The sequence below is a fragment of the Mycobacterium sp. genome, assembly GCF_052145595.1.
In the GTDB taxonomy this organism is placed as follows: Bacteria; Actinomycetota; Actinomycetes; order Mycobacteriales; family Mycobacteriaceae; genus Mycobacterium.
On record NZ_JBKQOI010000289.1, the window covers coordinates 1 to 11,012 of the forward strand.

At 67.2% G+C, this 11,012-nt stretch carries 12 protein-coding genes and 2 pseudogenes; 10 read left to right on the forward strand and 4 right to left on the reverse strand.

Annotation, left to right across the window (positions count from 1 at the left end):
- From ACLP4W_RS24890 to ACLP4W_RS24910, 5 genes and pseudogenes are all read left to right on the forward strand, one after another.
- Positions 1-241: pseudogene (locus ACLP4W_RS24890) on the forward strand (thioredoxin family protein); the annotation flags it as partial.
- Between the two features lie 163 nt (positions 242-404).
- Positions 405-1,598, forward strand: coding sequence for a glycosyltransferase (locus ACLP4W_RS24895; RefSeq protein ID WP_442390060.1), 1,194 nt, complete (start codon positions 405-407; stop codon positions 1,596-1,598).
- A gap of 96 nt (positions 1,599-1,694) precedes the next feature.
- Entirely contained in the window at positions 1,695-1,910 is a 216-nt protein-coding gene (locus tag ACLP4W_RS24900) for a ferredoxin (protein WP_442390061.1), read from the forward strand.
- The gene (locus ACLP4W_RS24905; RefSeq protein ID WP_442390062.1) at positions 1,907-3,316 is read left to right on the forward strand and encodes an NAD(P)/FAD-dependent oxidoreductase; all 1,410 of its coding nucleotides are present in this window, start codon (positions 1,907-1,909) and stop codon (positions 3,314-3,316) included. The genes ACLP4W_RS24900 and ACLP4W_RS24905 overlap by 4 nt, the downstream gene beginning before the upstream one ends.
- A 9-nt stretch (positions 3,317-3,325) precedes the next feature.
- The gene (locus ACLP4W_RS24910) at positions 3,326-4,594 is read left to right on the forward strand and encodes a cytochrome P450 (RefSeq protein ID WP_442390063.1); all 1,269 of its coding nucleotides are present in this window, start codon (positions 3,326-3,328) and stop codon (positions 4,592-4,594) included.
- Positions 4,595-4,618: 24 nt separating this feature from the next.
- Here ACLP4W_RS24910 and ACLP4W_RS24915 read toward each other — a convergent pair whose 3' ends face one another.
- The gene (locus ACLP4W_RS24915) at positions 4,619-5,026 is read right to left on the reverse strand and encodes a TetR-like C-terminal domain-containing protein (RefSeq protein WP_442390064.1); all 408 of its coding nucleotides are present in this window, start codon (positions 5,024-5,026) and stop codon (positions 4,619-4,621) included.
- Positions 5,027-5,052: 26 nt separating this feature from the next.
- Here ACLP4W_RS24915 and ACLP4W_RS24920 point away from each other — a divergent pair.
- Positions 5,053-5,298, forward strand: a pseudogene (locus ACLP4W_RS24920) (diguanylate cyclase domain-containing protein); the annotation flags it as partial.
- Here the strand turns inward: ACLP4W_RS24920 and ACLP4W_RS24925 are convergent.
- From ACLP4W_RS24925 to ACLP4W_RS24935, 3 genes are all read right to left on the reverse strand, one after another.
- Complete coding sequence (locus ACLP4W_RS24925; protein WP_442390071.1) at positions 5,293-6,105, reverse strand: MOSC domain-containing protein; 813 nt, start codon at positions 6,103-6,105, stop codon at positions 5,293-5,295. The pseudogene ACLP4W_RS24920 and the gene ACLP4W_RS24925 sit on opposite strands and share 6 nt — an antisense overlap.
- 150 nt (positions 6,106-6,255) lie before the next feature.
- Positions 6,256-6,498, reverse strand: coding sequence for a DUF732 domain-containing protein (locus ACLP4W_RS24930; RefSeq protein ID WP_442390065.1), 243 nt, complete (start codon positions 6,496-6,498; stop codon positions 6,256-6,258).
- A gap of 217 nt (positions 6,499-6,715) precedes the next feature.
- Entirely contained in the window at positions 6,716-8,035 is a 1,320-nt protein-coding gene (locus tag ACLP4W_RS24935) for a PPE family protein, SVP subgroup (protein WP_442390066.1), read from the reverse strand.
- Positions 8,036-8,269: 234 nt separating this feature from the next.
- Between ACLP4W_RS24935 and ACLP4W_RS24940 the strand changes: the two genes are divergently transcribed.
- From ACLP4W_RS24940 to ACLP4W_RS24955, 4 genes are all read left to right on the forward strand, one after another.
- Positions 8,270-9,325: a class I SAM-dependent methyltransferase gene (locus ACLP4W_RS24940; RefSeq protein ID WP_442390067.1), complete on the forward strand. Its 1,056-nt coding sequence runs from the start codon at positions 8,270-8,272 to the stop codon at positions 9,323-9,325.
- Positions 9,326-9,333: 8 nt separating this feature from the next.
- Entirely contained in the window at positions 9,334-9,873 is a 540-nt protein-coding gene (locus tag ACLP4W_RS24945; protein WP_442390068.1) for a tat pathway signal sequence, read from the forward strand.
- Positions 9,874-10,074: 201 nt separating this feature from the next.
- Positions 10,075-10,479, forward strand: coding sequence for a Fur family transcriptional regulator (locus tag ACLP4W_RS24950; RefSeq protein ID WP_442390069.1), 405 nt, complete (start codon positions 10,075-10,077; stop codon positions 10,477-10,479).
- A 48-nt stretch (positions 10,480-10,527) separates the two neighbouring features.
- Positions 10,528-11,012: peroxidase family protein (locus ACLP4W_RS24955; RefSeq protein WP_442390070.1), on the forward strand; the 485-nt coding region annotated here is incomplete at its 3' end.

Here is an 11,012-nt window from a genome sequence, read left to right on the forward strand (position 1 = left end):
CCTCTACGACGAGACCCAGGACGTCGCACGCGCCTTCTCCGCGGCCTGCACGCCCGACACGTTCGTCTTCGACGGCGAGCGCCGGCTCGTCTACCGCGGCCAGCTCGACGGCTCGCGCCCCGGGAACAAGCTACCGGTGACGGCCGCCGACGTCCGGGCGGCGGTCGACGCCGTGCTTGCCGGGCGGCCGGTCGAACCCGGCCAGCGGCCGTCAATCGGGTGCGGCATCAAGTGGCGTTGAGCCGGAATCACGCACAGTAGGAGCCAGGCCATTCAATTGGAGATCGCCTCGACCCCGGTCAGCGACGAACCTCCGTTGGCGAAAGCACGCAGCAGCGCGGCCGATCTCCTGGAAGGCGCCCGCCCGCCAGGTGGCCGCAGGTGAAAAGGGTTAGGTTGCGGCGATGAAAGTGGTGGTTGTCGGCTACGGAAGCCGCGGCGATGTCGAGCCCTGCGTCGCCGCGGCGCGGGAGCTGATGCGCCGGGGCAACGATGTGCTCATGGCTGTCCCGCCCAACATGCTGAGCTTCGTGGAGCCGGTGGGGCTTACTGCGGTCGCCTACGGGCCGGACTCGCGAGAGGAGATGAACCCCGCCTCGGAGTTGTTCCGCCACTTGGCGACGCAGATGCACGATCAGGTCCGTATGGTGACCGAAGTCGTCGAGCATGTCAGCCGGGTCAAGTCAGACAAGACCGCGACGCTGAACACGGCGGCACAGGGAGCCGACCTGGTGGTGGCCGGCTTCAACGAACAGGGGCTGGCCGCCAACGTCGCGGAACATCACGACATTCCGGTGGCCGCGCTGCACCTGTTCCCCACCCGGATGTGGTCGTCTGAGTCGATGGTCTCGGTCATGACAAAGCAGACCGACGACGCTCAACGCCACACCCTCGGCCTGCCGCAGGCAGCCGGACCGTCGTCGCGAAAGTCGTTGGAGATCCAGGCCTACGACGAACTCTGCCTGCCCGGGCCGGCGGCCGAATGGGTGGACTTGGATGGCCGCCACCCCTTCGTCGGCGCGTTGACGCTGGAGTTGCCGACGGACGCCGATGACGAGGTCTTGTCATGGATTGCCACCGGAACACCGCCGATCTACTTTGGCTTCGGCAGCACGCCCCTCCCATCCCCCGCCGAGACCGCCGCCGTTATCAGCGCGGCCTGTGCGCAGGTGGGCGAGCGCGCGTTGATCTGCGGCGGCCCGAACGACTTCACCGGCGCGCCGCATCTCGACAACGCCAAGATTGTGGCCGAGGCGAACCACGCGGCGATCTTCCCGGCTTGTCGCGCGGCCGTCCACCACGGGGGCGCGGGCACCATGGCCGCGGCCATGCGCGCCGGAATCCCGATGCTGGTCCTCTGGTTCTGGCTCGATCAGCCGCTGTGGGCGGCCGCGGTCGAGCGTTTGAAAGTCGGTTCCACGCGGGCTTTTTCGGCCAGCACCCTGGACTCGCTGGTCGCGGACCTGCGTTCCATCCTCACTCCGCAATGCCTCGCTCGAGCCCGTGAGGTCGCTGCCGAAATGACCAAATCCGCCGAAAGCGTCGCCCGTACCGCCGACCTCCTGGAGGACGCCGCCCGTCTCGGGCGGATCGGCTGATGGCGAGGGCAGTCCCTGCGGCGTGGGTGATTAACTGCTTTTCGGTAGTCTCTGCGCGCGGGGGGTCGGGTAGCCGGCGGGCGGAAGGGTCGGGATATGCGGTTGGTGGTCGATCTCAACAAGTGCCAGGGCTACGCCCAGTGCGTCCCGCTGGCACCGGAAGTACTGGAGCTTGTCGGCGAGGAAGCACTGGCCTATGACCCCAACCCCGACGACTCCCAGCGCCAGCGCGTGCTGCGCGCCGCGGCGTCATGCCCGGTGCAGGCGATCATCCTCGAAGTCGACCCCCCTGCTGATCGGGACACCAAGTGAGCACGGCGCCGCTGGTCAGCCACCTCGTCGATACGTTCAAGGCCCAGGGCCGGATCGTCATCGTCGGCGCGTCCCTGGCCGGCCTGCGCGCAGCGGAAGCATTGCGGGAGAAGGGTTTTCGCGGCCAGCTCACCATCATCGGCGACGAGCCGCATGAACCCTACGACCGACCGCCGCTGTCCAAGCAGGTCCTGAAGGGCTGGGTGCCCGCCGACCACACCAAGCTCCCCCGCCTGCGTCCCGTCGACGCGGATTGGCGGCTGGGCGTGGCGGCGGTGGGGCTGGACCGGTCCAACCGCCAGGTGTTGCTGGCCAACGGCGAAAAGGTGGACTATGACCGGCTGCTGATCGCCACCGGGACCAGGGCGCGCCCGTGGTTCAACCCGGAACAGGCCGCACTGAAGGGGCTGTTCACCGTGCGCACGTGCGACGACGCCGCGAAGCTGGCCGCCGCGCTCCGGGAGCGACCGCGCCGGGTGCTGATCGTCGGCTCGGGCTTCGTGGGCTCGGAGATCGCCTCGGTATGCCGCGACCTCGACCTCCCGGTGACGGTCGCCGAGCGCGGCAAGGCGCCGCTGGTCGGCGCGCTGGGCGGTGTGATCGGCGACATCGCCGCGAAGATGCAGATCGACGCGGGGGTCGACCTGCGCACCGGCGTGGCAGTGCAAGGCCTCGACGGCGACGCCGACGGCCACGTCCGCGCGGCGCGCCTCTCCGACGGAACCGTGCTCGAAGTCGACGTGGTGGTGGCCTCGCTGGGGTCGATCCGCAACGTGGAGTGGCTCGAAGGTGCGCAGCTGGCAAGCGGATTCTGGGGCGTGGCCTGCGACGCCGGCTGCCGCGCCTTCGACATCAACGGCGTGGTGACCGACAACATCTTCGTCGCCGGCGACGTGGCGCGCGCCCCGCACGTGCTCTACGAGTACGAGTTCATGTCTCAAGAGCATTGGGAAAACGCCGTTTTCGGCGCCGAGGTGGCCGCCAACAACATGATCAGCCTGGAGATGGGACGACGGCCGCACCTGCCGCTGCCGTCCTTCTGGTCCGGCCAGTTCGGCGTCAACATCAAGAGCGTCGGGGTGTGCTCGTTCGGCGACGAGATCGTGTTCACCCAGGGCTCGATCACGCAGCGCCGCTTCGCGGCCGCCTACGGATACCGGGGCCGCATCGTCGGGGCGGTGACGTTCAACCACGGCAAATGGCTGCCGTACTACGCTTCGCTGATCGAGCGGTCCGCACCGTTCCCGCCGCCCCCGCCGGGCTACGACCGCCTCCCGATCTTCGAGCCGATGCCGGCCCGGTTCCCCGATCCCCGCGAACCGACCGCGATGCCCGACGTGGTGTTGACCGGACACGACCCGACGTCGCGCGGTGCCGAGTTCCGGCCCCGGGGCGGCTCACGTTAGGAGACGACGATGGACGCCACAACCGCCTGGGCCGAGGCGATGAAGTTCGAGAACCGCCCGAACCCCTACCCGTACTTCGAGGAGATGCGCAGGACGCCGGTGGCCAAGGTCGCCGACAAGACCTACGTCGTGACCGGCTACCGCGAGTTGCTCGCCCTGGCCCACGACCCCCGCATCAGCTCCGATATCAGCCGAAGCCCATCGGGTCTGGGCGGCGAGCAGCCCGAACCCGAGCCCGGCGGCGAGCACATGCGGGCCTACGGCCGCGAGGCCAGCATCATCGTCTCCGACCCGCCCGATCACGACCGGGCCCGCCGGCAGGTGATGCGTCATTTCGGCCCGCCGCACTCCCCCGGCCTGATCCCGAGCATGGAACCGTTGGTCGTGCGCCTGGCCAACGATCTGCTGGACAAGGTCAAAGCCCGCGGCAACACCCGCCTGGACGTCGTGGAGGATTTCGCCTACCCAATACCCGTCGCCGTCATCTGCAAGATCCTCGGCGTGCCGGTCGAAGACGAGCCGATGTTTCACGCCTGGATCTTCGACTTCATGATGGGCGCCGACCTCGGCCCAGAGGGCACCACCGAGGAGGGCCGCGCCCTGGCCGAGAAGGGGCGTGCCAGCACCGCCGCACTGCTGGCGTACCTGGGCGACCTGGTGCAGGGCTACGCGAAGAATCCCGGTGAGGGCCTGCTGTCGAAGCTGCTGCACGACGACGGGCCGGACGGCCCGATGTCGATAAAGGAGACGACGTCCAACGCCATGCTGCTGCTGGTCGCCGGGCACGACTCCTCGGTCAACACCATCACCAACTGCGTGATGACCCTGCTGCGCAATCCCGGCTCCTGGGATCTGGTGCGGCAGCGCCCGGAGCTGATCCCGCGCGCCATCGAAGAGGTGCAGCGGCTGCAGTCGGCGGTGCAGTTCTTCCCCAGCCGCAGCGCCACCGCCGACATCGAGATCGGCGGGACCGTGATCCCGGCGGGGTCGGCGGTGCACCTGATCTATGCGGCGGCCAATCGGGATCCGCGCCGGTTCGACAACCCGGATTGCTTCGACCCACTACGGGAGGACAACGAGCACTTCGGTTGGGGCAGCGGCGTCCACACCTGCATGGGCGGCCCGCTGGCGCGCCTGGAGGTCAACCTGGCGCTGGAAATCTTGCTGCGCCGCGTCGAATCCCCGAAACTGGTGGTCGACCCGCCGCCATACCGGCACAACCAGGTGTTCCGCGGGCCGCGGCACCTCTGGGTGGACTTCGCCGCGATCGCCGAGTGAGGTTGTTGCCGGTGCGACCTGGCATCAGGGGTCTGCCGGCGATCGCGCAGCCGCCGCCGCGTCGTGCGCGCACTTTTGGATCAGCCGGTCGTCAATGGGCGTTCCCGTGATGAGCGTCCGGAAATACATCGGCGCGATCAGAACTTCCATCACTGCCTCGACACGAGCCAGGGATTGATCGTGGACGCCATCTGCCCGGTGGAGTATCTCGGTGACCGAACCAAACCGCGCGGCCCAGAACTGGCTGATCAAGTCGTTGAGCTCAGGATCTTCGGCCCGCGCAGCGACGAGGCCGGCGATCAGCCGCCGATGCCGCAGATCACCTAGCGCCGCGGCGATCACGAACGCCAACTGATAGAAGTCGCGCTCCAGGTCACCGGTGGCGGGTATGGGCACGGTGGCTTCGGCCAGCTCCAGCGCGGCGTCGACCACCAACCGCGCTTTGCTCGGCCAGCGCCGGCCAACGGCTGCAAGCCGAACTGCACAACCCGATCCAGATTGGCGACGTCACCCTTCGGATTCGGGCGAGTATCGGCGTCACCCACGTTGATCGGCGCAACCAGCGCACCGCCGCCGACCTCCTTTACGACGCCGACCATGCCATGTACCAAGCCAAATCCGGCAAGCAAACCCCGCGCCCGACGACGGTCAACTTCAAACCCGCGTCGACGCGGCGACATCGAGCAGCTTGCCGTTGCCTATAGCCCAATGGCAACTCGGTCGCCGACGCGGATGACGCCCTTCTCTACCACCGCGAGGTAAGCCCCGGCGCAGGGCTGCGCTCCGTGACCCCCTGTGTCCCAACGGTTCTCGGCCGCGGGTGTGCGAAGCGCGTGCGGAGCCCGTGGCAGTGGGCCGTGCTCGAGCGTGGGCACCACGCACCGTGACGTGGCCGTCAGGACGCGCAGCCGCGCGTCGCCGACGGCGACGTCCTTGCCGACCCAGTCGTTTTCGGCATATGGCGGGTAGCCCGACGGCGTCGCGATCACCAGGTTCGGTCGGTAACGCAGCGCCTCGACGCCGATGTGCTCGAGGGTGGCCGTGGTGATCGCGTGCAGTGGGGCTTCGTCGGTGAACGAGTCGCCCGGGGTCGCCTGAGCGATCTCCAGGATGCGGCCACCGACCCGGGCGTCGTCAGCGTCGAGCCCGAACTCGAGCAGCTTCTCCGGGTCCGGGCGTTCCAGCGTTGCGCCGTCCGGTCGCTTGCCGATCAGTCGCACCGGCCGTCCCAGCAGCCGCGAAAGCAGTTCGTCGACGCCCGGGTCGTCAGCACTGACGTTGGTCCCGTCGGGCAGTCCGATGTTCACCCGTCCGGTGTCCCCGCTGGCCATGCATTTCAGCAGCCCTCGCCATAGCCGGGCATGCTTGGCGCTGGCCACATGCCCGGTCACGGCGTCGACGAGTGCCAGCCGCCGGTCCCCCTCGGCGCCGCACTCGTCGACGAACACGCTGTCAACGGTTTCGCCGAGCATCGACTTCACCGGGTAGCGGCGCAAACTTTCCACCCGCATCTGCACCGCAGCGAGACCTTCGAAGGCCGTCGGCTCCTTCACCAGCCATCCCACCCAGCGACACTGAACACACACCGTCAGGCAAACAGTATGCGGGCAGGCCCGCTAGTTGTAGATAGCGACTGCGCGGCGTCCACGGCCGCGAAGCAATTAATCCGGGCAGTAGGTCGATTCCGCGGCGCTGACCATGCCGGTGAGGTCTGCGAACGAGTAGCCTTTCGAGCTCAGGCTGGAGTGGAGGTCGGCGGCAATCGCATCTGGGGTTTTGCCAGCCAAGCGGTCGGAGCAGATCCCATGACCCATTGCGATCATGTCCGAGTCGGCTCCCGAGTTCCAATTGAATCCGAGGTTGTGCAGTTTCGAGAGGTATGTGTCGTCGGTGCTGTCAGCCATCGCAATCCCAGTACCAGTGGTCAGGGCAGCGCCAACCATGACGGGGATAGTTAGTTTGGCAAGCCAGCGAGGTGCAAACATTTCGTGCCCTTTCTGTCGGCGTCGAGGGTGTGGTCAGTATATGGGTGTACGGGGTGCGTAGATATTGAGAGTGGCGAGCTACCTTAATTGGCGGCCAATTGGCGACCGTTGCCCCGATCGACAATTTGCTCCGCGGTCAGTGAGCCAGCAGGCGCCTTTTCTGTTCGGTGAATTCCTCTTCGGTAAGGATTCCCGAGTCGCGCAGCGAGGCCAGTTCCCGGAGTTCGGCGGCGATGCTCGTGATCGGGCCGCTCGGCGGTGGTGTCGCCTGCTCAGGCTTGGTCGCCGCTGTCGGCTCGCGACGGCCGGCGCCACCGGTACCGGCCATCGCGCGCCCGGCCATACTCGCCAGGGCCATCTGACTGAACAGGCTCCCGGCGCTTCCCTCTGAGGCTGCTGCCGCGGCGCCGACGCTGGTGGCCGGCAACGCCAACGCAAGAGGGCGTACCAGCGGCGTCGTCGCGACCCAGGTCGGCGGAACGGACAGCCCGCTGATCGTGTTCGCCTGGCCCAAACCCGCCGAGACCGCCGATCCCCCAGCCAGGTTGGTGATCACCGGGAACGGCGTTGGGGGCACCGCCTCTGTCCCCGGCCAGGGCTCCACCCCCGCCCAGCCGCTGACGATGGCGTCCGTGTGGAAACCCGTCAGGGCACCGACAATGTCGTAGGGGAAAGACACGGCCGTCAATGGTGAGTCAATACCAAGTCCGGCCAGGCTGCTTGGTGCGTCGAGAAAAATTGAAACCAGATCGCTCAGCAGGTCCAGCGCGTCGAGCGGCGTCGCTTGGGCCGGGGTTGCCGCAAGGCTGGCCAGCGCGTTGGGTACCGCGGACAAGGCTTGCGGCGCCGACGACACGGCGCTCTGCACGTTGCCGGCGGAGGTACCGGCGGCTTGGCCGACCGCGGCGGCTTGGCTGGACACGCCGTCGGAGTTGGCGCTCTGCGGCGGTGAGGTGAACGGCGTCAGCGTCGTCGCCGATGCCGCCGAACCCGCGTAGCCGTACATGGCGGCGGCGTCTTGGGCCCACATCTCGGCGTATTGTGCTTCGGCGGTCGCTATCGCAGGGGTGTTCTGCCCGAAGATGTTCGTCGCGATCAGGGCCATCAGGAGGCTGCGGTTGGCCGTGATCACCGGTGGCGACACCGTTTCCGCGAACGCCGTCTCGTAGGCGGCGGCCGCGGCTTTGGCCTGGTTGGCGGCCTGCTCGGCCTGCGCGCCGGTGGCGCGCATCCATTCCAGGTAGGGCGCGGCCGCGGTGACCATCGCCGCCGATGCCGGCCCCAGCCAGGGCCCAGCGGTCAGTGCCGCGATCTCGGACTGATACGAGCTCGCCGCCGGCTGCAGGGCGGCGGCCAACCCTTCCCAGGCCACCGCGGCGGACAGCATCGGTCCCGAGCCAGGGCCGGCATACATTCGCGCGGAGTTGACCTCCGGCGGCAGTAATGCAAAGTCCATGTCGTTCCCTCCGATCCGATCCGATCCGATTCAAAGGCCGCTGGCGTGTTGACGGCCTCGCTGACGACGCACTGGACGGCGCAGCCAGAACCGGGCCAGCAAACGATCGCATCCCTCCAGTACTACATGTCTGCGGGTAACAGATGTTCGTTACCGCGCCGAACGGGCGGCTCGAGCCGGGGCCGCGGACGATCCCGCTGTGCGACCTCGGATTCGTTCGTGTAGAAGAGTGTGGTGGACGAGCCGCCCCCCAAGTCCTTCGATCCGTCGATGCTGCGAGAAGCGATGGCGAGACGGATGTACCGCCGATCGGTGGCCGAGGGCCAGATCGCGGTGCCGGCCGTTCCCGGCTTGATCGACGAGTACATCCAGCTGTGTAGCAACATCTGTGCCACCCTGGGCGTTTGGTACACGGCCGAACAATCTGTCCAGCTGAGGACGGTGCTGCAAGCCGAGTTGGCGAAGGCGTTCAAGGCCTCCCCTCGTTCGGACATCGTCATCTCGTTCAACGCTCCCTTCGGAACGGGGGTGAACTTCCGCGTCAAAGCCGACTGGCGGACGATCGAGGGCGACTACGACAACTGGGTTGCCCTGCGCGAGCCGCCACTGTTCGGCACCGAACCGGACGCGCGCGTGTTGGCGCTGGCCTGCGAAGCGGCGGACCCAGCGACCCATCGGGTGCTGGACGTCGGCGCGGGAACGGGGCGCAACGCCCTGGCCCTGGCCCGACGCGGCCACCCCGTGGACGCCGTCGAGATGACGCCCAAGTTCGCCGACGTTATTCGCGCGGAGGCCGAAAGTGAATCCCTCGGCGTGCGCGTCATCGAGAGCGACGTCTTCACGGCCCTGGAGGGTGTCCACGAGGAGTACCAGCTGATGGTGCTGTCTGAGGTGGTGCCAGACTTCCGCACCCCCCGGGAGTTGCGTGGCGCGTTTGAGCTCGCCGCGGATTGCCTGGCTCCCGGCGGACACCTGGTGCTGAACACCTTCTTGGCGCGCCCGGGCTACACCCCCGACAACGCCGCGCGGGAACTCGGGCAGCAGTGCAATAGCACGATCTTCACCCGCGACGAGCTGACCGGTGCCGCGGCACAGCTACCCTTCGAGCTCGTTGCCGACGACTCGGCCTATGAGTACGAGAAAGCTCACCTGCCCAAAGGCGCGTGGCCGCCCACCGGCTGGTTCGAAGGTTGGTCCAATGGCCTCGACGTGTTCGACGTCGAGCGTGAGGATTCTCCGATCGAGTTGCGCTGGCTCGTCTACCGGAAGTCGGGCACTGAAAGCCCGTGACGGGAAATATGCAATCGAACCGGCGTTCGCTGCTCATCGCGGCGCCGCTGTTGCTTGCGGCGATGGGCGCCACCGATAAGCCGGGCGCCATCGGAGACACCAAGTTGTCGCCGGCGCCCGAGACCGGCCCGGATCCGGGCGAAACGTTCGTCGAGCCATACGAACAAATCGCCTTCCAGCCGTGGGGCAACCTGCCGCCCCACAGCGGCGAAATGGCCAAGCTGTACGGAGATTTCGACCAGCCGGGGCCGTATCTGGTGATGATGAGATGGAATCCGGGTTGGTTCAGCGCGCCCCATACCTATGCGACCGACCGGATTCAGGTCGTGGTGTCCGGCACCTGGTTTGTCAACAGCGGCAACGACTTCCAGCCCCAGGACGCGGTTCCCGTCGGACCGGGTGGTTATGTGAAGCGGACCGCGCGTACCCCGCACTACGACGGCGTTCCCGCAAACCAGCCCGCCCCCGCCGTGATCGCAGTTTTCGGAGTTGGCCCCGTCGACGCGAAACTCGTCGACCCGACGCAGCCGTCATGGCGTCAGGTGTGATCGGTGGCGGACGGCGGAGTTGCCTTTTAGCGCAACGTTGTTCGGCCGACACCGCGCGCCGCTGATCAGCGGTGGGCAAATGACGGACGGCGTTCACCGCATATTTGTGAACCCTCCTTCAGGAAAGTCTTGACTGAATCCAGATAAGTGCGCCATATTGGCATAGTGTCCTCAACGGCGGAGCACGCGGAGCGGCTAAGGATGGCTGACCTGCGTGTGACCCGCCCCAGGCTCGCCGTCCTCGAGGCTGTGAACGCCAACCCGCACGCCGACACCGAGACGATCGTCTCCGCGGTGCGAGTGGACCTGCCCGATGTCTCCCGCCAGGCCGTTTACGACGTACTGAATGCGCTGACCACCGTCGGCCTGGTTCGGCGGATCCAGCCGTTGGGTTTGGTCGCTCGCTATGAGTCCCGAGTCGGCGACAACCACCACCACGTCGTATGCCGCTCGTGCGGGGTGATCAACGACATTGACTGTGCGGTCGGCGAGGCGCCATGCCTGACCCCGTCGGACGACGACAACGTTCTCGATGGCTTCGTCCTGCACGAGGCCGAGGTCATCTACTGGGGTCTGTGCCCCGATTGCTCGACCGCAGATTCTTGATCACTCCCGTGATCTCAGCCCGATTCACCACCACCGGAAAGGAATGCTGTGTCATCCGATACATCCCACAAGAGCGAGAGCGAAAGCCCGGTAATCGCCGCCCCTGAGCCCAAGGCGGATCATCCCCTGACGAATCAGGACTGGTGGCCCAACCAGGTCGACGTGTCGAAGCTGTACCCGCACCCGCTTCAGTCCAACCCGCTCGGCGCGGACTTCGACTATGCGGCGGAGTTCGCCACGCTCGACGTCGAAGCGCTTAAAGCCGACGTGTTCTCGGTGATGACCACCTCGCAGGACTGGTGGCCCGCCGACTACGGGCACTACGGCGGTCTGTTCATCCGGATGAGCTGGCATTCCGCGGGTACCTACCGCATTCACGACGGCCGCGGCGGCGGCGGCCAGGGGGCCCAGCGCTTCGCCCCGATCAACAGCTGGCCGGACAACGTGAGCCTGGACAAGGCCCGCCGGCTGCTGTGGCCGGTCAAGCAGAAGTACGGCAACAAGATCTCCTGGGCGGACCTGATCATCTTCGC